A 23,308-nucleotide genomic window follows, 5' to 3' on the forward strand; every position below is an offset into this window, starting at 1 on the left:
TCAAGCGCTCGCTTTAAATACCCCCGGGCGTGAAATCGTATCCGTGGGTCGCAAGCCCGTCTGTCAGGCTGTCGACGCAGCTGGAGAGGTCTTCCTGACGGGTTGAGCGGATCACGAAATTCGCGCCCACCTTACCTTCGCGGAAGAAGGGGTAGGAGCCGATCTGGCAGTTCTCATGCGCCTTTTCGACTTCGCGCAGCAGGTTGGCGACTTCGCTTTCGGCGATCCAGCAGCCGATCGTTTCCGCGATCAGCGGCGCGCCGCCTTCCAGCTTGCCGGTCAGCGCATCGAGCATGCCAGCGGTGATATGCGGGACGCCCGCCATCAGGATCACATTGCCGCGCCGGATACCGGGTGCGCCGGTCTTGCGGTTGGGGATGAGCTCGGCGCCTTCGGGCACGCGGGCCATGCGCAGCCGCGCGTCGGTCAGCCCGCCGGGCTTGTCGGCGTAATATCTCTCAAGGATCGCGCGCGCTTCGGGATGGACGACAACCGGCACACCGAGCGCCGCAGAAACAGCATCGACGGTGATGTCGTCATGGGTCGGCCCGATCCCGCCGGTGGTGAAGAGATAGTCGTTGGCCGCGCGAAGAGCGTTGACTGCCTCGACAATGCGGTCCTCGACATCGGCCACCACGCGCACTTCGGACAGGCGGATGCCCTGCACCTGAAGCCAGCTCGCGATCTGCGCGATATTCTTGTCATGGGTGCGGCCGGACAGGATTTCATCGCCGATAATGACGAGCCCTGCGGTCCAGATTTTGTCGGAAGAGGTCATGCGAAGCGGGTTAGGCGAGATGACTATCGGCCTCAAGCTTCAACCTGAATTCTGCTCGTGAATTCGGCTGCAGAGCAGCCGCAAGGCCACGCGGCCGCCCCCCTTCGGCTGACTGGTAAGCCAGCCGCTCAGGATAAACTTCGCGGGCGCAGCTTTGCTGCGCGTCTAGCGAGGACGCTCGCCCGGAGGGGCGAGCGCAACAACTACTCAGCCGCTTCGAGCTGTTCCTCTGCGGATTGCGCATTCGCACCAGCGCGGGTGAAGGTCAGCAGGCCGTCATCCACCGGGTCTTTTGCCATGCGCTTGCGGTCGAGCACATATTCCTGATTGAGCCGCCACGGGTAATCGACCGAATTGCGCGGCATGATGTGTTTGCCGCGTTGGATATAGCCGCTTGAGAAGTCGAAAATATCGTCTTCTTCAATTGCGGCTTCTGCCTCAGGCGTCAGCACCGGATTGGCGATGTCGGTGCCGGTTTCGCGCATATGGTTGAGCACGCGGCAGACGTAGTCGGAATTGATATCAGCGCGCAGCGTCCAGCTCGCATTGAGATATCCGAACACGACCGCAAGGTTGGGCAGGTTCGAGAACATGCAGCCTTTGTAATAGAAACGCTCGGCAAAAGTCACCGGATCGCCATTGACGCGCACATCGATCTTGCCCGCAACCGCCAGTTTGAGGCCGGTTGCCGTCACGATGATGTCCGCTTCCAGCAGTTCGCCCGATTTCAGACGGATACCCTTGGCTTCGAAAGCCTCGATATGCCCGGTCTTGATGCTCGCATCGCCGGACTTCAGCGCTTTGAACATGTCGTCGTCGGGGACGAGGCAAAGCCGTTCCTCCCACGGATTGTAAGGCACGTCGAAATCGGCCTTGTTGTAGTCAGGGCCCATCGCCTTTTCATAGCCTTTGCGCAGAGCCTGCTTGGCCTTCTCGGGCTTCTTGCGGGCCGCCTTGAAGATGAAATCCTGCATCCGGATATTTTTGAACCGGGTGATCGAGTAGGCGAGGCTTTCCGGCAGGATCTTGCGCAAGAAATTGGCAAATCCGTCTTTCGCAGGCCGTCCTGCCATCCAGGTCGGCGTGCGCTGGAGCATGGTGACATGCGCCGCGTCCTTGGCCATCGAAGGCACAATGGTCACGGCTGTCGCGCCCGAGCCGATCACCACGACCTTCTTGCCAGTGTAGTCGAGATCGTCGGGCCAGAATTGCGGATGCAGCACTTGCCCTTCAAATTCGCCGAGCTGGAAGCCGGGATCATAGGGCTCGTCGTAATCGTAATAGCCGGAGCCGAGATAGATGAAGTTGGCGGTGACATGCGTGCGCGAACCGTCCTCGCGCTCCATTTCGACATGCCAGCGCGCTTCGTCTTCGCGGAAATCGGCAGAGATGACTTTCTGCCCGAACTGGATGCGCTCGCGGATGCCGCGCTCGTCCACAATACGGTTGAGATATTCGATGATCGCAGGCGCATCAGCGATGGATTTTTCGTGCCGCCACGGCTCAAAATCAAATCCGAGCGTGTGCATGTCGCTGTCCGACCGGATGCCAGGATAGCGGAAGAGGTCCCACGTCCCGCCCAGATTGTCGCGCCGCTCGACAATGGTGAAGGAGTGGTGCGGCGCTTTCATCCGCATATGCGCCGCCATTCCGATACCGGATATGCCTGCGCCGACGATCAGCACATCGAAATCAGGGGGTGTGGCTAGCATTGGGTCTCTCTCTTCCCGGTATTGCCCCCGGTATCGGCAGGCCTTGTTGACAGCAATGTAAACACACCGCCGCACGAAAAGCGAGTCTTGATAGCAATTTGAAACTGACTTGGGCTGGCAAAGCCGCTAGCGCGCATTCCTATGAAATTCGCAACCCACCTCGCCGCCTCTGTCTTTGCTCTTTCGCTCTCAGCTCCTGCCATTGCGCAGAGTGAAGCCGCGGGGGAGGACGCCAGCGAAGAACCCGAGATCGTGGTCACGGGCGAGGGGCTTGAGCCTGCGCTCTCCAACATCGTCTATTCGACGGTCACACTCGAGCGCGAAGCCATCGTGTCGAGCGGGTCGGGGCGGATTGAGGATGCGCTCTCCAACGTTGCGGGTTTCCAGCAATTTCGCCGTTCGGACAGCCGCTCATCCAACCCCAGCGCCCAAGGCGTCACTTTGCGCGCCCTGGGCGGCAATGCGACGAGCCGCGCGCTGGTGCTGCTGGACGGGGTGCCGATCAATGATCCGTTCTTCGGCTATATCCCGCTCTCCTCGATTGCGCCCGAAACGCTCGCGCGCATCCGCGTGACGCGCGGCGGCGGGTCGGGACCGTTTGGTGCAGGCTCGCTCGCAGGCACAATCGAGCTGGAAAGCGCGGGGCCTGATGCTCTTGGGCCGGTGGCGGCAAGCCTGCTCATCAATGACCGCGAGGAAACCGAAGCCAGCGGCGTGGTGACGCAGCGGCTGGGCGGAGGCTTTGCGCAAGCGAGCGGGCGCTGGGATCGCGGGCAGGGCTTTTTCACAACACCAGCCGGCCAGCGCGTTCCGGCGAGCGCGCGGGCTGCGTTTGACAGCTGGCAAGTCGGCCTGCGCGCTGTCGCTCCGGTCAGCGACGATGTTGAGCTGCAAGCGCGCGTAAGCCTGTTCGACGATCGCCGAACCTTGCGTTTTGACGGCGCGGATTCCAGCCATGAGGGGCAGGATGCGAGCCTGCGGATCGTCGGACGCGGAGAATGGGCATTTGACGCGCTCGCTTATGTGCAGGCGCGCAATTTCTCCAATGAAGTCATCAGCTCGACGCGGTTTGTGCGCGTGCTCGACCAGCGCAACACGCCTTCGACCGGGCTTGGCGCGAAGTTTGAACTGCGCCCTCCGATTGCCGAGGGGCATGATGTGCGGATCGGAGCGGATTACCGCCGGTCTTCGGGCGAGTTGCAGGAGGAGGCATACAGCGCCTTCACCACTCTGCTGCGCGAGCGCCGCCGTGCGGGCGGGACCAACAGCAATCTCGGCTTCTTCGTCGAGGATGACTGGCAGATCGGTCCGCTGGTGCTGACCGGAGGCCTGCGCGCCGACTATACGCGGATCGAGGACGGGTTCTTCCGCGCGGTGAACGCCAATGGTCAGCTGGTGAGTGAGACGATTGCTGCTGACCGATCCGACTGGGCGGTGAGCTGGCGCGCGGGCGCGAGCTTCTATGCCACGCGCCGTCTGGACCTGCGCGCGGCGGCCTATACCAGCCTGCGCCTGCCAACGCTCAACGAGCTTTACCGGCCCTTTGTGGTCTTCCCGGTTGTGACACAGGCCAATGCGGCGCTTGAGAATGAGCGGCTGGAAGGCTTCGAAATCGGCCTCAACTGGCAGCCCGTAAACGAAGTGGTGCTGTCGCTGACCGCGTTCGACAACGAAGTCGAGAACGCGATTGCCAATGTCACGCTCCAGCCCAATCTGCGCCAGCGGCAGAACCTGCCCGCCATCGATGCGCGCGGGGTCGAAGGCGCGGTCGCGGCGCAATTCGGTGCAGTCAGCTTTGATGCCTCGCTTGCCTTCACCGATGCCGAGATTGCGGGAGAGGGCGTATCTTTGGCGCTCGATGGCAATCGCCCGCCGCAAGTGCCCGAATTCTCCGCCTCGGCGACATTGGCGTGGCAACCGGCGGAAGGCTGGCGGCTTGCGAGCACATTGCGCCATGTCGGCGCGCAGTTCGAAGATGATCAGGAAACCGACATCCTGCCTGCCGCCACGACTTTGGACCTGTTCGCGCAGGCGCCGATTGCTGGTCGCTTCTCGGTGATTGCCCGCGCTGAGAATGTGTTCGATGAGACAATTGTAACGCGCAATTCGCGCGGGGCGATTGACCTCGGCGTGCCGCAGACATTCTGGCTGGGCCTGCGTTACGGCTTTTGATCGAAAGGGCGGCTATTGGCATAAACCGAGCCAATACTGATACTTACCCCTGATCCGCGCAGGGTGAGCCAGACTAGTTGCATTTATGCTACTAGCTTTGACCAACCGCCCAACGGCACTTGGCAGAATGTAAACAACTGATAGTCTCACCGACCGGTAAGACGCACCGGCAATAAATGCCGGGCGGAATGTGGAGAGACGATCTTATGACACGCAAGTTTGCAGCCTATGCGGCTGGCCTTATGGCCTGTTCTGCCTTCACGGCACCTGCCTTTGCGCAGGACAACGACACGGTCGCGACGCCTGATGAGAATGACGGCGTCATCATCGTGACGGCAACCCGCCGCGCGCAGGACATTCAGGATGTTCCAATCGCGGTGACGGCAGTCGGCGGCGAACAGCTCGACAAGCAGGGCGTCGTCAACGTTCAGAACATCACTCAGGTTTCGCCCAGCTTCTCGACCTCGAACGCGCAGATCGCTTCGGGTTCGGTCGTGCTGCGTATTCGCGGCGTCGGCACCACGTCGAACAATATCGGCTTTGAAAGCGCGGTCGGCATCTTCGTCGATGGCGCTTACCAGTCGCGCCCCGGTGTGGCCCTGTCCGAATTTGTCGATGTTGAACGCGTCGAAGTTCTTCGCGGACCGCAAGGCACTCTGTTCGGCCGCAACACTTCGGCCGGTGCGCTCAACATCACCAACAAGCGTCCGGATCTCAACGAATTCGGCGGCTTCGCCAATGCGACTTACGGCAATTACGATCTGATGAGCGTGCAAGGCGCGATCAACGCTCCGATTGTCGAGGACACGCTCGCTGTCCGCCTGACCGGCGCCTATCGTGAGCGTGACGGTTATATCGATGTGGTCGATGAAACCGGCACGAAGATCGGCGAATCCAACACGATCGACCAATTCCTCCTTCGCGGGCAGCTTGGTTACGAAAGCGAAGGCGGCGTGCGTGGCCGCTTGATCTTCGATTATACGGAAAGCTCCAACCAGTGCTGTGCAGCGGTTGAAATGCTCGCTGCATCCCCGCTCGAAGCGACCTTGGTGGCGCTCGGCGCTCCGCCGCGTGGCGGCATGGCGGCTCCGTTTGTATCGACGTCACCGTTCGATCAGGAAGCGGGCCAGCAAGTGCTCGACAACCTGACAGCGACTTCAAACCGTCTGCCGCTGGCAGAGGTTGAGCAATGGGGCGTAACCGGTGAATTTGAATTCCCGCTGGGTGACAGCGCGGACCTTATCATCATCGGTTCGTATCGCGACTTCCAGGCTAACGAGAATTACGATTCCGACTTCTCGGGGCTTGAAGTGTTCGATGTGGATCGCCTCGACACCAATATCGAGACTTTCACGGCAGAAGTCCGCATTCAGGGCGATGCCATGGACGGCGCGCTCGAATGGCTGGTCGGCGGCTACTACGCTGACGAGCAGATCAACGCCTCGATCGATTTCTCGCTTGGCAATGATTACGACCTGCTGATCGGCGGCCTGTTTGGCGGCGCGCTCGGCCCGGCTCCGCTGACGCTGCTGACCGACCTGATCGTGGACGGTATTCCCAATGGCAACGGCGTTAGCCCTGCCGGGACCACCGCGACCAACGTCTATGCGCAGAGCAGCGAAAGCTGGTCGATCTTCACGCATAACACGCTCAACATCACGGACAGCCTCGGCCTGACAATTGGCCTGCGCTATTCGGATGAGAGCAAGACTGGCGGCTTTACCCAGACCGCGAGCAACAATCCGACATGTCTGACGCTGCTTGGCGGTGTGCCGACAATCGCGGCGACCGTCGGCCCGGCTCTGGTCCCGACCGTTCTGGGCACCGGCTGCTTTGCCTTCACCGCGCCAGCGATTGGCACGGACGCAACGCCGTTCCTGCCGCGTGAGTTCAACGTTCCGTTCTCTGACAGTGAGTTGATCTATACCGGTAAGCTCACTTATGAGTTCGCCGCGCCGATCAACGCCTATGCGAGCTTCACCCACGGCTATAAGTCGGGCGGTATCAACCTCGACATTACAGCCAATTCGGGCGGTGCGGATCCGACCTTCCTTTCCGAAGAAGTCGATGCCTATGAGATCGGCGTAAAGGGCCGCTTCCTCGATGGCGCGGTGACAGCCAACATGGCGGTCTTCCACGAGGAGTTCACCAACTTCCAGGTTCTCGAATTTACCGGTGCGCAGTTCACCACGTTCAACGTGGCGAGTGCGAAGTCGACCGGACTTGAACTGGAAACGGTGATCCGTCCTGATGACTATCTGACGATCAACGCTGGCCTGACCTACACCAATGCCCGTTATCCGGGGAATTGTGATGGTGACGCGCCGTCGCTCAACGTGACCTCGCTGTGCGGTAATGAACTGACCAACGCACCGCAGATCGTGGCGATCATGGGCTTCAACTATGACCGTGATATCAGCAACTCGCTGCGCGGGTTCCTGACCGGGCAAGTGCGGACAGAAAGCGATCGCCGGACCTCGACCCAGGCGGTCATTCTGGCGACCCAGGGTGCCAACCCGTATGACATCCAGGACGGCAATACGAAGATCAATCTTCGCGCCGGCATCGGTTCGATTGACGATACGTGGACGCTGGAAGTCTGGGGCAACAACATCACCGATCAGGTGACGCGCGGTGTGACGTTCAACACCGTGCTGCGTAGCACCTCGCGCTCTGCATTCCCGCAGCAGCCGGCAACCTACGGTGTGACACTGCGCACCCAGTTCTGATCCGAAAGGGTTAGCGACACAAAAAGGCGCCTCGGGAAACCGGGGCGCCTTTTTTGTTTTGCGTTGATTTGTTTGCGCCCTCAAACGCCGGGCGCGGGCCGTCCGGCCCGCTTGGCTTCCTCGCATAAGCTCGGGCGGCCGGTCGGCCTTGCGACGCCTACGGCGTCGTACCATCCCAAGTTATCCAACGTGTCGCGGAGCACGGTCCGCGCCCAGCGGACCGCGAGCGCACGCGCGCGAGCCGCAGGTGCACCGTAGCGAAGCGGAGGAGCTGCACCGAGGACGCACCCGCGGAGGCGGGTGCGAAACTACATACTTCTCGCGATCAGCATTTTCATGACTTCGTTCGAGCCGCCAAAGATGCGGCTGATGCGGCTGTCGCGGTACATCTTTGCGATCGGGTAGTCGTTGATATAGCCCGCGCCGCCATGCAGCTGGAGGCACTTGTCGACCACTTCGCTTTGCAGCTCGGTTACCCAATATTTCGCCATGGCGGCGGTTGCGACGTCCAGCTCGCCCTTGAGCAGCTTTGCGATGCAATCATTGACGAAGATGCGCGCTGCTGTGCCCTTGGCTTTGAGGTCGGCCAGCACGAACTGGGTGTTCTGGAAGTCCCAGATGGTCTGCCCGAAAGCTTTGCGCTGTTTGACATATTCGATGGTGGTATCGAGCGCTTTCTCGATCCCCGTCGCAGCGCCCATGGCGATCACCAGCCGCTCCTGCGCAAGCTCGCCCATCAGCTGGTAAAAGCCCTTGCCTTCAACCCCGCCAAGCACGTTCTCAGCAGGCACGAACACGTCGTCAAAGAACAGCTCGGACGTGTCCGCCGCGTCGAGGCCGATCTTGTCGAGCTTCTTGCCGCGCTGGAACCCTTCCGCGCCCTCGGTTTCGAGCAGCATCAGCGAGATGCCCTTGGCGCGCTCATTCGGGTCGGTCTTGGCGACGACCACGATGAAGTCTGCGGTCTGCCCGTTGGAGATATAGGTCTTGGCCCCGTTGATCCGGTAGCCATTGCCATCTTTGAGCGCGGTGGTGGTGATCGCCTGCAGATCGCTGCCAACGCCCGGCTCAGTCATCGCAATCGCGCTGACGAGTTCGCCGGAGACGAGTTTGGGCAGATATTTCTGCTTCTGCTCTTCGGTGCCGTGGCGCACGATATAAGGCAGGATGATCGTGTTGTGCAGGCTCGCCGCGAAGCCATCGACTCCGTGTTTCGCCTGCTGGTCGAGGATCACCATGTCATGCCGGAAATCGCCGCCATGCCCGCCATATTCCTCCGGCACCGAAACGCCGAGCAGACCTGCCGCTCCCGCCTCGTTCCAAAACTCGCGCTCGACCTGGCCGTCTTCGCGCCACTGGGCGACGCGTTTTTCGGGCGCGTGCTGGTTGAAGAATTTGCCCACGGCATCGGCGAAGATCGAAATCTCCTCGTCATCCATGAACTCGGGCTGGGGTACGTCGATTACGGGCATCTTACTTTCCCTTCCAGTTCGGGGCGCGCTTTTCGGCAAAGGCGGCTGCGCCTTCGCGGGCGTCTTCGGAAACGAAGACCGGGGCGATCAACTTGCCCTGATTGGTGTAGCGATCTTCCATCGCCCAGCCGCGCGATTCCTTCATCACTTGCTTCGATACGCGCACTGCCAGCGGCCCGTTGGCAGCGATCTTCGCAGCCAGTGCGAGCGCGCCGTCTAGCGCAGGCCCGTCGGTGACAGTGTTGATGAGGCCCAACTCGTAAGCGCGGCCCGCATCGATAAAGTCACCGGTCAGCGCGAGTTCCATCGCGATCCGCTCTGGGATCTGGTCAGGCAGCATCATCACCCCGCCAGCGGCAGCGACAAGGCCGCGCTTGGCTTCGGGAATACCGAATTTCGCGCCCGAATTGGCCACCACCAGATCGCATGCGATCATCAGCTCAAGCCCGCCCGCGAGCGCATAGCCTTCAACCGCAGCGATCAGCGGCTTGGCCGGAGGCGCCTGCACAACGCCGCCAAAACCGCGACCCTCAACGCTGGGGCTTTCGCCGCGCAGGAAGCCCTTCAAATCCATACCCGAACAGAATGTCCCGCCAGCGCCGGTCAGGATGCCCACGCGCAGATCGTCTTCGCCGTCGAGCCGGTCCATCGCCGCGGCAATCGCTTCGGAGGCCGCTTTGGTCATGGCGTTCTTCGCTTCGGGCCGGTTGATCGTGACAATCAACACGCCGTCGCGGACTTCCGTCAGCACTTCTTGAGTATCGGACAAGGTTCTCTCTCCCAGATAGGTTGGCCCAAATTTCCGGCCTAGCTAAATTGCCATTGCGAATTGCAACTGAATTCTTGTGTGAGTGGTGCAGGCGGTTTACGGATACGTCAACCGCAATTTCGATAATCGGCGAAAGAGGACATCATGGGCGAAGCATATATCATCGACGCAGTGCGCACTCCGCGAGGGATCGGCAAACAGGGCAAGGGCGCTCTGGCCGAGCAGCACCCGCAGCATCTCGCCGCGACTGTTCTGAAGGCAATCGCTGAGCGCAACAGCCTCGACACCTCGACCGTTGACGATGTGATCTGGTCGGTATCGACGCAAGACGGCATGCAGGCGGGCGATATGGGCCGGATGGCTGCGCTCGATGCGGGCTATGACGTCACCTCGTCGGGCACCACGCTCGACCGTTTCTGCGGCGGCGGGATCACTTCGGTGAACCTTGCGGCTGCGCAGGTGATGAGCGGCATGGAAGACTGCATCGTTGCAGGCGGGACCGAGATGATGAGCCTCACCGCCGCCATGTCGAAAGCCAAGATGCAGGCCGGGATCAAGCCGCCAATGATGGGCAGTTACAATGAGCGCCTGCAAGCCGTTCACCCGCAATCGCATCAGGGTGTCTGCGGCGATGCGATCGCCACAATCGAAGGCTTCACCCGCGAAGAACTCGACGAGGTGGGCTACCGCTCGCAGCAGCGCGCTGCCGAAGCTATTGAAGCGGGGCGGTTCGCAAAATCGGTCATACCGGTGAAGCTGGATGACGGGACCGTCGTGCTCGACCATGACGAATATCCCCGTCCGCAGACCACGCGTGAGGGGCTGGCGCAGCTTGAGCCGGCCTTTACCAAGATCGCTGACGTGCCGCTCGATGCGAATGGCACGACCTTCCGCGGGCTGGTCAATCAGAAATATCCCGATGTCGAAATCCAGCACTTCCACCATGCGGGCAACAGCTCGGGCGTGGTCGATGGCGCGGCGGCTGTGCTCGTCTGCTCCAAGGAATATGCAAAGAAGCACGGTCTCAAGCCGCGCGCGCGGATCGTCCAGACGGCCAATATGGGCGATGATCCCACTTTGATGCTCAACGCGCCTGTCCCCGCAGCGAAGAAGGTGCTCGAAAAAGCGGGCATGTCCATCGACGATATCGACCTGTTCGAGATCAACGAGGCGTTCGCTGTCGTCGCGGCCAAGTTTGTGCGCGACCTTGATCTCGATTGGGACAAGGTCAACGTCAATGGCGGCTCAATCGCGCTGGGCCACCCGATTGGGGCGACCGGATCGATCCTGATCGGCACGATCATCGACGAACTCGAACGCCGCGACCTCAAGACCGGCCTTGTCACCATGTGTGCAGCGGGCGGCATGGCTCCGGCGATCATTGTCGAGCGGGTGGACGATTTCGTTGACTGAAATCGCAGATAACACTCCGGTTATCATCGGGGTTGGCCAATATTCGGAACGCGTGGGTGAGCCGGATTATGAGGCGCTCTCCTATATGGATCTGGGCGGGCGGGCGCTGGCAGCTGCGCTCGCCGATACCGGTGCGAATGCTCCGGTTGCGCCTGCAATCGACACGCTCGCGGCAATTCGCGCGTTTGAAAATTCGCGCCCCGACCGCGAGCCGCCCTTTGGCGGGTCGAACAATGTGCCGCGCAGCTTTGCCAAGCGCGTTGGTGCCGATCCAGCGCGGGCGATCCTCTCGACCACCGGCGGGCAGTACAATCAGAAGCTGGTGGGCGAGTTCGCCGCTGATATCGCGGCAGGGCGCAACCAATGCGCCGCCATAGTCGGGTCGGAAGCGATCTCCACTGTGCTTGCGCTGTCAGCCAAAGGCGAGAAGCCCGACTGGTCAGAAGAGGTCGAGGGCAGCTTAGAAGATCGCGGCTTTGGCCTCGACGGGATGCTCGAACCAGCTTTGTTTGCGCACGGCGCGACCGGGGCGATCCCGCTTTACGCGATTGCCGAAAATGCCCGCCGGGCAAAGCTGGGCAAGGGACTGGATGAGTATCGCCGCGACATTGGCGAACTGTTTGAACCCTTTACAAAGGTCGCTGCGAGCAACCCCCATGCCGCCGCCCCAAAACATCGCAGCGCCGGGGAACTCGCGACAATCACTGAGCGCAACCGCGTGGTCGCCGAACCCTATGCCCGCATGACAGTCGCGCGCGATCAGGTGAACCAGGCCGCCGCAATCCTGATTGCCAGCGCAGGGAAGGCGCGCGAACTGGGTGTTCCGCAAGACAAGTGGGTGCATATCCACGGCGTCACCTCGGCAACCGAGCTGGAACTGTCCGAGCGTCCCGATCTTGCCGCCAACCCTGCCTCCATCGCCTCGGTCGAGCGCGCGCTGGAGCTTGCGGGGAAAGGCATGGACGACATGCATTTCCTCGATTTCTATTCGTGCTTTGCGATCCCCGTCTTCTGCCAGTGCGACCATTTCGGGCTTTCGGTGGATGATCCGCGCGGGCTGACGCTGACCGGCGGACTGCCTTTCTTTGGCGGGGCGGGGAACAATTACTCCGCCCATGCGATCTGCGAAGCGGTTGAACGGGTCCGCGCGAGCGCGGACAGCTATGCCTTGGTCGGAGCGAATGGCGGGTGGATGAGCAAATATGCGACCGGCATCTATTCAGCCGATCCGGCAGATTGGAGCGGGGAGGGGCGCGTGGTCGAAATTTCCAAAGCCACCAATGGCGTGAAGCGCTCGGATCAGCCTTTCCAGAATGCCACGGTCGAAAGCTACACCATCAATCACGGCAGGGCGGGCAGTGACGCGGTGTTTATCGGCCGTAACGAGGCTGGCGAGCGGGTGGTCGGCAATGCGGACCTTTCGCATGAACCAACGCGGGCGCTGTTCGAGGGCGGAGAGCCTTTCGGGGCCAAGCTGAACGTGAACCGCGCCGAAAATGGCCGCAATATCGGACGCGTGGCAGGCAAACCGACTTAGATAGTGTTCGAACCGCCTTCGGGCGCGGGCACTTCGACCACCGGATCAGCGCGATCATCGAATTCGAGCCGCAATGCGCGCGCCATCACCGCATGCATGAAATAGGTGCAGGTGATGTAGGTAAACTCGAGGATCTCCTCATCGGAGAAATGCGCCTTCAACTCGCCAAACAGCGCATCGGGCACGCGGCCATTGTGGCGCACGAGCCGGTCCGCATAGGCAAGCGCCGCCCGCTCGCGCGGATCGAAGCAGGCCGCGGTCTGCCAGACGGGCAGCGCGGTGATCTTCTCCTGCGAAACGCCCAGTCCGCGCAGGCTCTTGCAGTGTTGCGAGAAGACGAACTGGCTGCCGGTCGCCCAGCCTGCCCATGTCTGGCCCAGCTCGCGGATCACCGGATCGATCTTGCGCTCCGGACTGCGGTAATAGGCAAAGGTGCGCGCGGCGTCTTTGAGCGTGTCGGGCGAATTGGCAAAGACCGTCCACCAATCGCCCGGCGTGCCGGTTGCGGTGCCGGGTTCTGCGACCGGATCGCGCTCGCCGAACATCATGGTGTAGAGCGGCTGTGCGACATCGGGATCGGCTTCGGATTTGGGCAGTTGTTTGAGGCGGGGCATGTCAGTTTGCCTCCGCGCTGGCCGGGGCGTGTGCGACATCCTCGGGACCGAACGCTTTGGTCGTTGCGGCGAATTCGAGCATGATGCCGTTGGGGTCGGTGAAATAGACCGAGCGCACGAACACGCCTTCATGCTTTTCGCGGGCAATGCCGGCGCGGCTGTCATCGTGGTTCACAACCGCGTGGGTGTGCTCGACGCCTGCTTCCTCAAGCCGGTCGAGCGCGGCTTCGAGTTCGGATTCCTCCATGTTGAAGGCGAGGTGGTTCATCGATCCGATGGCTGTTTTGGCGTCGAGCGGGAATTTCCTGACCGAGGCCACTCCGGGGGCGGCTGGCGGGCCGTCCTTCCACCAGAAGAACGCCACCGCATTGCCGCCGCCGCAATCGAAGAAGAAATGCTGCCCGCCGCCCGGCAGTTCGACCGTCTTGAACAGGGGCATGTTGAGGATGCCGGTGTAGAACTCCACCGTCTCCTTCATGTCGCGGCAGACGAGCGCGATGTGGTTGATGCCCTGGGTGCGGATCATGGCTCTCTCCTTGTGTGCGCAAGAGTGCACTTTGCGCGGCGGCTTTTCAATTGGCGATGCTGCGCGAGAGGCTTTGACAAAAGTGGACGGCTCGCGTAGATAGTTACAAACGTAACTAAATTCGCACATGTCGGGGGCCGCCTCCGAATGTGTTTCATCAACAAGAGGCAATCCATGACCATCCACCCCGGCGACCTTTTCGAAAACCCAGCAGGCCTCGACGGATTTGAATTCGTCGAATTCTGCGCTCCTGAAAAGGGTGTGCTTGAACCGGTTTTCGAAGCGATGGGCTTCACGCTGGTTGCCAAGCACCGTTCGAAAGACGTGCATCTGTGGCGCCAGGGCGGGATCAACCTGATCGCCAATTACGAACCGAAAAGCGCCGCTTGGTACTTTGCGCGCGAGCATGGCCCGAGCGCCTGCGGCATGGCCTTCCGCGTCCGTGACGCCGCCAAGGCCTATGAGCACCTGATCGAAGCGGGTGCAGAACCGGTCGCCAATGAGCCAGGGCCGATGGAACTGCGCATCCCCGCGATCCGCGGCATTGGCGGCGCAATCATCTATCTGGTTGACCGTTACTCCGATCAGGCTGGCGACGGTCTGTCGATCTACGACATCGATTTCGAGTATCTCCCCGGCGTCGACAGGCACCCTGAGGGCTGCGGCTTTCAGCTGATCGATCACCTCACTCACAATGTCTATGGCGGGCGCATGGCCTATTGGGCCGACTTCTATGAGAAGCTCTTCAACTTTCAGGAAATCCGCTATTTCGACATCAAGGGCGAGTATACCGGCCTCACTTCCAAGGCGCTGACCGCGCCCGACGGCAAAATCCGCATTCCGCTCAACGAAGAGGGCGAGAACGGCAAGGGCCAGATCGAGGAATATCTGCGCGAATATAACGGCGAAGGCATTCAGCACATCGCATTGATCTGTGATGATATCGTCGCAGCTTGGGACAAGCTCAAGGCGCTCGACGTGCCGTTCATGACCGCGCCTCCTGAAACCTATTATGAAATGCTGTCGGAGCGCTTGCCCGGCCATGGCCGCGATGAGGCAGCGTTGAAATCGCGCGGAATTCTGCTCGATGGAACGACCGAAGGCGGTAGCCCGCGCCTGCTGCTTCAGATCTTTGCAGAACCGCGCATCGGCCCTGTTTTCTTCGAGTTCATCCAGCGCGTTGGCGACTACAAAGACGGCTTTGGCGAAGGCAATTTCAAGGCGCTTTTCGAAAGCATCGAGCGTGACCAGATCGCGCGCGGCGTGCTCGACGTGGAAGCGGAGCCTGCGCAATGACCCCCACGACAACCAGCGCACCCAATCTCGCAGGGGTCCACCACGCCGCCTATCGCTGCAAAGACGCGAAGGAGACGGTCGAGTGGTACGCCAATGTGCTCGGCATGGAATACACAACTGCCTTTGCTGAGGATCATGTTCCCTCAACGGGCGAATATGATCCCTACATGCACGTCTTCCTTGATGCGGGGAACGGCAACATCCTCGCCTTTTTCGAGCTGCCGAACCAACCCGATATGGGCCGTGACGAAAACACGCCGCAATGGGTCCAGCACCTGGCCTTCCGCGTGCCGGACGAGGCCGCGCTGCTGGCTGCAAAGGACCACATTACCGGCCTCGGCATCGACGTGCTTGGCCCCACGCATCACGGCATTTTCAAATCGATCTATTTCTTCGATCCCAATGGTCACCGCGTTGAACTCGCGGCGGATATCGGGACAGAAGAGCAATATGCCGAGTTGAAACGCGTAGCGCCAATGATGCTCGACGACTGGAGCAAGACCAAGACCGCACCGCGCCATGCCGATTGGCTGCACGAGATTGCGCGAGCCGAACACGGCAACGGCTAGCGAATTCAACACGACAAAGAAAAGGGGCGCGAAGGTGAAAACCTTCGCGCCCCTTTTCGCGTTTGGCTGTGAGCCGTCCTTACATGGTGAGCGTTGCACCAAGGAAGAACAGCGTGCCAACCGGGCTAACCGGATAGGCTTGCTCGGTCACGAACGGCTTACGGTTGAAGACGTTGTTCACCCCGCCATACAGATCGATGTTGTCAGTCGCTTCAAAGCTGAACGTGATGTCGTGGATGAAGACATCGCTGGCGATACCGTTGGCGAAGGAATAGGTGTCCGCGCCAGTATTGCCGACCGTCTCGATCTCAACAGCACGCAGGCCCATCTCGTCGAGATAAGTAGTGCCCCAGGTCAGGCTGAAGCTCTGATACTCCGCCGTGAGCGAAGCACGACCAGCCCATTCGGGACGCTGCAATTCGCCAAGCTCGGGATCAACCAGCGTTGGATCAGCCGGATCGAAGAAGTTGTTGAGCTTGTCGACCCAGGTGCCGCTTGCATTGAAGGTGAAGTCCAGCGGACCTGCGCCAAAGCGATACTGCATCGAAGCTTCGACACCGGCAGTTTCCTGACGCGCGAAGTTCAATGAGCTCTGACGCAGGAAGGTGAAGCCGCCATTGGCACCGCGATCAACCAGCGTACAGAACGCGTTGTCGATCGTCGCAGAATCGACGCAATTGTCGACGATATCCTGAGCGCTAACCGCGTTGATCGCGTCTTCAATCTCGATGTTGTAATAATCAATACTGAAGACGAAGCCGGGAAGGAAACGCGGTGTGATCTGAGCGCCGACTGTCCATGTAGTGGCAGTTTCTTCTTGAAGATCAGGGTTGCCGCTGATCGAACCGGAGAAACGAGCCGTCAAAGGATCAACATAGGAATACGTTCCAGTACCGAGCGTCGGATCAAAGCCAAGGTCCGCGAACAAAGCCTCGCAGTTCGCCTGACGCAAAGCCGGATCGGCACCCGAAACGAGGTTACCCGCATCGCACGGATCGACCGGACGGAAGAACGCACCCTGAGCCGGGTTGAACAGCTCATTGATGTTCGGTGCACGCACCGCCTGTGCATAGGTGCCGCGGAATAGAATGTCCTCGCTCGGCGCCCAAAGACCACTGACATTCCAGGTGAAGGTGTCACCTACCGTCGAGTAGCTCGAGAGGCGCGCTGCGCCGCTCAGTTCAAGCGTTTCGGCAAAAGGAACACCGGAAAGGATCGGCAGACGAACCTCGGTAAAAATGTCATAGACATTGAAATCGCCGCCGGCATTGTTGATCACCGAAGCCGGATCGAAAACCAGCGAATTCTGAGCAAAGCCGAGATTTCGGAGCAGGTCGCCTTGATTCGCGTCCGGCGTGGTCACCGGAATGACACCAAGCACCAACGGATCGAATACCGATTCCGAACGCTCCTCGCGGTATTCCATACCGAATGCGAAACCAACCGGACCACCGGGCAGTTCGAAGAAGGCGCCGGTGTCACCGGTAAAGAATGCGCTGAAGACCAGCTGTTCAAGCTGGAATTCATTCACAACCGTGGTCGTGATGAAGTCGATCGCATCCTGACTGATCGCACCGACACCGCCAAGCACGTTGGCAGGACGGCATGAACCGTCACCTGGGTTAAAGGTGAAGAAGCCAGGATCGCCTGCAGGAATACCGAACGGCGTGGTGGCAGGCGCAGTTGGGTCGATATCCGAACGACAGATCGGATTGCCAGCTGCATCGCTGGTTACGTCGATCGCCGCGAAGAAACGGTCCATGATAACCCGGTTGGCGTCATTCACAGTCTGTGTTGAGCGACCATAATTGGCCGAAACCTCGTAGGAGAAATGATCCGAGGTTTCTCCGCGCACACCGCCAACGAAGCGATAGGTTTCGAACTCGTTGCGATTGCGGTTTGGACCGAGGTCCGCCGGGTCGCGCGTGAGGTAGAAGCCTTCATCAGTGCCGTTGCCGAAAAACAGCGGCGCGACATATTGCTGCAGATCCGGCGTGATAAACGGATTGTCCGCACGGATGGTCAGAAGATCGTAGAAGGTGTTCGGCTGTGCCTGGAATTCGGCATAGCTCGATACATATTTGCCTTCAGCAAAGATCGTCGCAGCAGGCGAAATCTCATAGGTCAGCATTGCGTTGACCGACCAACGCTCGGTCTCCGGGATCAGCGAGTTCACATCGAAGTTGTTCTGGATGCCGTCACCGCCGAACTGATTGAACAGGCCGGTGATCTGACCATCCTGATAGACGCTCAGCGTACCATCGGGATTGATGACTGCACAACCGCCGGCAAGGCCGAATGCGCCGGCATTGAAGGTGCTGTTGAAGCCGACCGCCGATTCAAGGCAATCGGGTGTGCCATTGCCATTGATATCTGGACCATCGCTCAACCCGATATCACCCGGTGCGACAATACCGCCAGCCGAAGACAGCGAGAAACGCGGATCGCCTGCGATAAAGCGGCGAGGGGCGTTGAGCGAGCGGTTGATTAAAGCCTGCTCAGCCGCTGTCGGGGTGAAGCCGCTCGTATCGGTAGGGATCAGCCCGCCCAGTACGGCGCCATTGGCGATGAAGTTCGGGGTATCGGTTGCATTGAGCTCACCGGTCTGGAGACGAAGCGCGGGGTTTGCCGCATCGTCGAAGATGCCGTTATTGCGAGAGAAGGAGCGCTCGCCGAACTGCAGTTCGTCATTGCGTGCATATTCGCCGGTAACAACAAAGTTACCGCGGCCATCGGCGAAGTTCGTGCCCCAGGTCAGATCGCCATTGATGCGCCATGCATCGCCTTCCGACGAGATGCCCGACTGGACGTTGGCCTGAAGGCCTTCGAAATCGTCCTTGAGCACGAAGTTGACCACGCCGGTAACAGCGTCGGAACCATAAAGCGCTGAAGCACCGCCGGTCAAAGTCTCAACCCGTTCGATCAGCGCGGTCGGGATCGAGTTGATGTCAACCGCTTGTTGTCCAGCGATACCCGAAACGTGGCGACGACCATTGACGAGAACCAGTGTCCTGTTTTCGCCCAAGCCGCGCAGATTAAGCACAGACTGTCCGACTTGAACATTGCCTGAGAAGACGCCGTCGATGGACCCTTCCGAAGTGGTAGAGGTCGACAGTGCGGGAACATCGCGCAAGACATCGACGACATCGCTACCGCCGGTTTGCGTGAGTGCTTCGGCATCGAGCGAGATAACCGGAGCGGGCGCACCGATATTGGGGTCACGCGAGATGCGCGAGCCGATAACGACGATGCGTTGTTCCTCTTCGGCTTCGGGCGCGTCCGCGTCAGTGTTATCTTGCGCCTGAGCTGCGAATGGCATCGCGCTGGCGGCGGCAAGGAGGATGGCCTGGGCCGAAAGTTTGAAAGGTCTCATGGAGGGTTCCCGTTCAGTGATTAAGACTGTTGCAGCGCAAAATGATCTCGACAGGGTGCAAAAGTGTCAAGTTGATTTCAGTCGAATCTATCGATTGTGCCCCCAGCGTTGCAATTTTGTTGCGCTCGGCTTTGGGATATGACGCGTTAACTGGCTAGGTCTGCGCTTACTCGATGAACTTCGCATATGGCTTGACCAGCGCCTGCGATTGCCGGACACCAACGTCTTACACCAATTTGGTAGCAGCACATCGGGGAAAGACGTGATCCGCAAAGCAATCGCTCAAATCGTTCTATTTTTGTCAGCAGTGCTTACTCTGCCAGCAACGGGCCAGGCGCAATCTTTCCTTCAGGCCGAGTTTGATCCGGCAATTCCGACGCTTACAGAGGTCGCGGGGCACGCTCCCGGTGAGCGGATTACATCGCCAGACGAAGCCAACCGCTACCTGCGCGCTTTGGTCGAAGCGGCTCCTGACAGGGTTCGGATGGTGCAATATGCCACCAGCTGGGAAGGACGCCCGCTGCACTATCTGGTGTTCACCTCGCGCGAAAATATAGCGGCGCTGGATGCGATCCAAAGCGACCTTGCCAATATCGCTGCGGGCCGTGCTGGCAATGGCTCGGCGCTGCCGGTCACATGGCTAGCCTATGGTGTCCACGGCAACGAGATTTCTTCGACCGATGCCGCGCTGATGCTGGCCTATCACTTGCTGGCAGCGCGCCGTGATGAGCGAGTCGATCAGATCCTGTCGCAAAGCATTGTGGTGCTCGACCCGATGCAGAACCCCGACGGGCGAGCGCGCTTCGTCAATCACTTCCGCACTGCAACCGGGATCGCGCCGTCAGGCGACCGGCAAGCGGCGGAACATGATGAGACTTGGCCGAGCGGGCGCGTGAACCATTACATGTTCGATCTCAACCGCGACTGGTTCACGCTCAGCCAGCCCGAAACCCGCGGCAAGGTCGCCGCGATCCGCCAGTGGAACCCGGTCGTGGTTGTCGACGTCCACGAAATGAGCGGGGATGACAGCTATTTCTTCTCCCCCGCCGCGCAGCCGATCAACCCGAACATCACCGCATCCCAGCGCCTCGCCTACGAAATCATCGGACGAAACAACGCCGCGTGGTTTGACCAGATGGGCGAGCCCTACTTCACCCGCGAGGTCTATGACCTTTTCTACCCCGGCTACGGCGACACGTGGAACACCCATCAAGGCGCAATTGGCAGCACTTACGAGCAAGGTTCCGCACGCGGACTGGTGTGGGAGCGTCGCGACGGAACCGAGCTGACCTATGCAGACAGCGTGCGCAATCACTTCATTGCCAGTTTCTCAACAGCAGAGGCCGTTGCGCTGAACGCTGATGGTTTCCTCTCCGATTATGCCAATTACCGCGCCGCCAATGCGCGCGGTAGCGCCGGGAGCGGCACCTATGTCATCGACCTTGCAAGCCGCCGCTGGAATGCAGAGAGCCTCGGGCGCAGATTGGCCGCGCAAGGGATCGAAGTGCGCCGCCGCGATGGTCCGGTGAGCGCTTGCGGGCGGAGTTATCCGGCCGGCTATCTGGCAGTGCCGCAGGCCCAACCCGCTGCGCGATTGGTGCGTAGCTTGCTTGACCGCGACACTCCGCTTCCGCGTGATTTCGTGGTCGATCAGGAACAGCGCCGCTCCGAAGACTTGCCGCATGAGCTCTACGATGTGACCGCTTGGTCGGTCGGTCTGATGTCGGGGGTCGAAGTAAATCTGTGTGGCAGCGCGGTTTCGGGCGATCCGCTTAGCGGAGATGAACCCATCGCACCGCTTGCAAGTGGATCGGGTAACTTCGGAATTGCCGTGCCGTGGACCGATAGCGGCCAGGCACGGTTGGTCACACTCGCTCTGCGCGAAGGGATCGAGGCGCGCGTTACTGACGAGGCGTTCATCAAGGACGGCCGAACTTATCCCCGCGGAACCGTTATCTTCCCGGCCGCAGCAAATGACGATGCCAAGATGGAACGTGTGCGTTCGCTGGCAGGAGAGATCGGGGCAGAGCTGGTTATCCTGCCGTCGAGCTGGGTCGAAGACGGGCCCAATCTGGGCAGCGAGGCCTTTGTGCGCCTAACCCTGCCGCGTGTGGCGATCGCTTGGGATGACGGCATCTCGCAATTGAGTGCTGGCGCGATGCGTTATGTGCTCGAACGGCGGCTTGGTCTGCCGGTCACGCCGATCCGTACATACCGTTTCGGCGGAGCGGATCTATCTGACTATGACGTCGTGCTGGTGCCCGAAGGGTCGCCAGGCCGAGCATTCGGGGAAGGCGGTGTGGCGACGCTGCGAACCTTTGTCGAAAATGGCGGAGTGCTGGTCACGGTCGGACGCAGCCTTTCAACCTTCACCGGCGGCGACAATCCCTTGCTCTCGGTTCAGCGCGAAGCGGCGCTCGGGCGCGATCCAGCCAGCGGTCAGGGCGAAGCGGTATCGCTCGCCACGGCGCGTGAGATTACCAGCGACAGCGAGTATCGCGATCTAATCGCCGATCAGGGTGCATTGCCGGACACTTTGCCCGGCGCGCTGCTCAACACGGTAGCAGACCGCGAACACTTCCTCTCCGCAGGCTATGATGGCGGCGCGGTTGTGCTCGCGACCGGTTCGCAGATTTTCACCCCGTTGGATCGCTCGGACGGTGTCAATGTGATGCGCTTCGAGGCCGCCGACGAGTTGATCGCAAGCGGCTATGTCTGGGATGAGAACCGGCGGCAGCTCGCATTCAAGCCCTATCTGATGGCGCAGCCCACAGGGCGCGGACTGACCATTGCCTTCGCGCATGATCCGGCAACCCGCGCCTATCTCGACGGGTTGGATCTATTGATTGCTAATGCGGTGATCGTCGCCCCCTCGCGGGTACGATAATGGAGGATCAGGCGCTTGTAATCGCCTGCTGACTCACATCGCGCAAGAAACCAAGATCGGGAGAATTGAAGTTGCCGATATTGGGCGAGACGATGGGGATTTCTCCAGGCGAAACGCCGAGCCACTTCGCCAATGTCGCCGAATATTCGTCAACCGAAGTGGTCGGGAGCAACCTGCCCCGGCCAACCTGATCGTCCGAATCCACCGAGATTTCCGGCGCTGTCCCATAGAATTGCCCGCCATTGACCGCGCCGCCGAGCACGAAATGGTGCCCGCCCCAGCCATGGTCGGAACCATCGCCATTTGATGCCAGCGTCCTGCCGAAATCGGATGCGGTGAAGGTCGTCACGCGGTCGGCCACGCCGACCTCCAGCATTGCGCTGTAAAAGGCATCCAGAGCGAAATCGACGCCTGCCAGCAAGTTTTCGTGTGTTCCGATCAAACCATCGTGATTATCAAACCCGCCGGTCGCGACGAGGAACACCTGACGCGTAACGCCCAGCTGGTTTCGGGCCGCAATCAATTGCGCGACGATCTCCAGCTGCTGCGCCAAGCCGTTGCCGTTACCGAAATCGGTCGCAAGGTTCACATTCTGGAGCGCGTCATTGATAAAACCTGAAAACTGGATCGAGCGCGCATTGGCCATCGCATAATCGTTCTCGAAAATGTGATTGGTCCCATTGGTCAGCAATGCATTGAGCGCCTGACTGGCCGCGCTCGAACTGTAGAGGTTGCGCCTCAAAGCGGCGATCTCGATCGCTCCGGCGGAGGATATGCCGTAGGGCTGGGTCTGATCGCCCGAGAGGAACACCGCATTGCCGGTCGCGTTAATCGCGGTGAACATCGAGTTCGTGTTGCTGCTCGCCGCAAGATCGCCAATACGTCCGCCCCAGCCCGAAACAGAGCCTTCGGGCGAACCCGATTGCCAGGTCGATTGCTGGTCGTTGTGCGAAAACAGTTTGGCTGGGCGCGGGAACATCGAATTGTTGCCGCTGTCGAATTGCTGGCGCGTGATCGGCGTGATCAGCGGTCCGACATTGAGCACCGGAGCCAGCGCACCTTGATCAAACCGGGCTTTCAGACGCGGCATAGTCGGCGCAAGCGCAAGCTGTATATCATCGGTCAGAGTTTGCGGCTGGAGCGGGTTGAGCACTTGGCTTGCCAGCGCACTGCGATCAATCGCAATCCCGCCAGCAGCAGGAAGCCCGCCGCGAATGGTGCTGTAGCGATTATAGTTGGGACTATCGAATGGGATCAGCGTGTTCGCATGATCGTTCCCGCCCAGCAGAAAGACGCAAACCAGCGCCTTGTACCCGCCACCTGTTTCGAATGCTGCGGCATCGCTAAGGCCGGCAAGGCCCATAGCATAGCCCGATGCCGCCCCCATGACCGCAAGCTGGCTCGATCGCTGCATGAAGGCGCGGCGCGAGATTTCGTTGGCTTTTCCGATGTGAAACATTT

The 23,308-nt window shown here is 60.3% G+C and carries 15 protein-coding genes; 7 read left to right on the forward strand and 8 right to left on the reverse strand.

The window, feature by feature from the left end; translation table 11 throughout:
- Positions 1-13: 13 nt before the first annotated feature.
- Both Q0887_RS14390 and Q0887_RS14395 read right to left on the reverse strand, forming a co-directional pair.
- Positions 14-778 (reverse strand): competence/damage-inducible protein A, encoded by a 765-nt coding sequence (locus Q0887_RS14390; protein ID WP_299196569.1) that lies wholly within the window; start codon positions 776-778, stop codon positions 14-16.
- Positions 779-981: 203 nt separating this feature from the next.
- On the reverse strand, positions 982-2,490 hold the full coding sequence (locus tag Q0887_RS14395; RefSeq protein ID WP_299196571.1) for an NAD(P)/FAD-dependent oxidoreductase: 1,509 nt from the start codon (positions 2,488-2,490) through the stop codon (positions 982-984).
- Positions 2,491-2,631: 141 nt separating this feature from the next.
- Between Q0887_RS14395 and Q0887_RS14400 the strand changes: the two genes are divergently transcribed.
- Positions 2,632-4,662: a TonB-dependent receptor gene (locus Q0887_RS14400; RefSeq protein WP_299196574.1), complete on the forward strand. Its 2,031-nt coding sequence runs from the start codon at positions 2,632-2,634 to the stop codon at positions 4,660-4,662.
- Between the two features lie 206 nt (positions 4,663-4,868).
- The gene (locus tag Q0887_RS14405) at positions 4,869-7,391 is read left to right on the forward strand and encodes a TonB-dependent receptor (protein ID WP_299196576.1); all 2,523 of its coding nucleotides are present in this window, start codon (positions 4,869-4,871) and stop codon (positions 7,389-7,391) included.
- A gap of 308 nt (positions 7,392-7,699) precedes the next feature.
- Here Q0887_RS14405 and Q0887_RS14410 read toward each other — a convergent pair whose 3' ends face one another.
- Together Q0887_RS14410 and Q0887_RS14415 are read right to left on the reverse strand one after the other, a co-directional pair.
- The gene (locus Q0887_RS14410) at positions 7,700-8,863 is read right to left on the reverse strand and encodes an acyl-CoA dehydrogenase family protein (RefSeq protein ID WP_299196578.1); all 1,164 of its coding nucleotides are present in this window, start codon (positions 8,861-8,863) and stop codon (positions 7,700-7,702) included.
- Between the two features lies 1 nt (position 8,864).
- The gene (locus Q0887_RS14415) at positions 8,865-9,632 is read right to left on the reverse strand and encodes a crotonase/enoyl-CoA hydratase family protein (RefSeq protein WP_299196580.1); all 768 of its coding nucleotides are present in this window, start codon (positions 9,630-9,632) and stop codon (positions 8,865-8,867) included.
- Positions 9,633-9,776: 144 nt separating this feature from the next.
- Here Q0887_RS14415 and Q0887_RS14420 point away from each other — a divergent pair, with 144 nt between their 5' ends.
- A complete protein-coding gene (locus Q0887_RS14420; protein WP_299196582.1) occupies positions 9,777-11,045 on the forward strand; it encodes an acetyl-CoA C-acetyltransferase in 1,269 nt (422 codons plus the stop codon).
- Positions 11,038-12,582, forward strand: coding sequence for an acetyl-CoA acetyltransferase (locus Q0887_RS14425; RefSeq protein ID WP_299196583.1), 1,545 nt, complete (start codon positions 11,038-11,040; stop codon positions 12,580-12,582). Before Q0887_RS14420 ends, Q0887_RS14425 begins: the two co-directional genes overlap by 8 nt.
- Here Q0887_RS14425 and Q0887_RS14430 read toward each other — a convergent pair.
- Complete coding sequence (locus Q0887_RS14430) at positions 12,579-13,196, reverse strand: carboxymuconolactone decarboxylase family protein (RefSeq protein ID WP_299196584.1); 618 nt, start codon at positions 13,194-13,196, stop codon at positions 12,579-12,581. The two genes, Q0887_RS14425 and Q0887_RS14430, sit on opposite strands and share 4 nt — an antisense overlap.
- Position 13,197: 1 nt before the next feature.
- Positions 13,198-13,722, reverse strand: coding sequence for a VOC family protein (locus tag Q0887_RS14435; RefSeq protein ID WP_299196585.1), 525 nt, complete (start codon positions 13,720-13,722; stop codon positions 13,198-13,200).
- Positions 13,723-13,896: 174 nt separating this feature from the next.
- On the opposite strand from Q0887_RS14435, the gene hppD reads away from it, so the two are divergent.
- Together hppD and Q0887_RS14445 are read left to right on the forward strand one after the other, a co-directional pair.
- The gene (hppD, locus tag Q0887_RS14440) at positions 13,897-15,018 is read left to right on the forward strand and encodes a 4-hydroxyphenylpyruvate dioxygenase (RefSeq protein WP_299196586.1); all 1,122 of its coding nucleotides are present in this window, start codon (positions 13,897-13,899) and stop codon (positions 15,016-15,018) included.
- A complete protein-coding gene (locus Q0887_RS14445; RefSeq protein WP_299196588.1) occupies positions 15,015-15,587 on the forward strand; it encodes a VOC family protein in 573 nt (190 codons plus the stop codon). Before hppD ends, Q0887_RS14445 begins: the two co-directional genes overlap by 4 nt.
- Positions 15,588-15,666: 79 nt before the next feature.
- Here Q0887_RS14445 and Q0887_RS14450 read toward each other — a convergent pair whose 3' ends face one another.
- Positions 15,667-18,960 carry a TonB-dependent receptor gene (locus tag Q0887_RS14450; RefSeq protein ID WP_299196589.1) on the reverse strand — a complete coding sequence of 1,098 codons (3,294 nt, stop codon included), beginning with the start codon at positions 18,958-18,960 and terminating at the stop codon, positions 15,667-15,669.
- Positions 18,961-19,222: 262 nt separating this feature from the next.
- On the opposite strand from Q0887_RS14450, the gene Q0887_RS14455 reads away from it, so the two are divergent.
- Positions 19,223-21,847, forward strand: a complete 2,625-nt coding sequence (locus tag Q0887_RS14455; RefSeq protein WP_299196590.1) for a M14 family metallopeptidase — start codon at positions 19,223-19,225, stop codon at positions 21,845-21,847.
- Between the two features lie 7 nt (positions 21,848-21,854).
- Here Q0887_RS14455 and Q0887_RS14460 read toward each other — a convergent pair whose 3' ends face one another.
- Entirely contained in the window at positions 21,855-23,306 is a 1,452-nt protein-coding gene (locus Q0887_RS14460; protein WP_299196592.1) for a DUF1501 domain-containing protein, read from the reverse strand.
- Positions 23,307-23,308: the final 2 nt, after the last annotated feature.

Source organism: uncultured Erythrobacter sp., from assembly GCF_947492365.1.
Taxonomy (GTDB): domain Bacteria; phylum Pseudomonadota; class Alphaproteobacteria; order Sphingomonadales; family Sphingomonadaceae; genus Erythrobacter.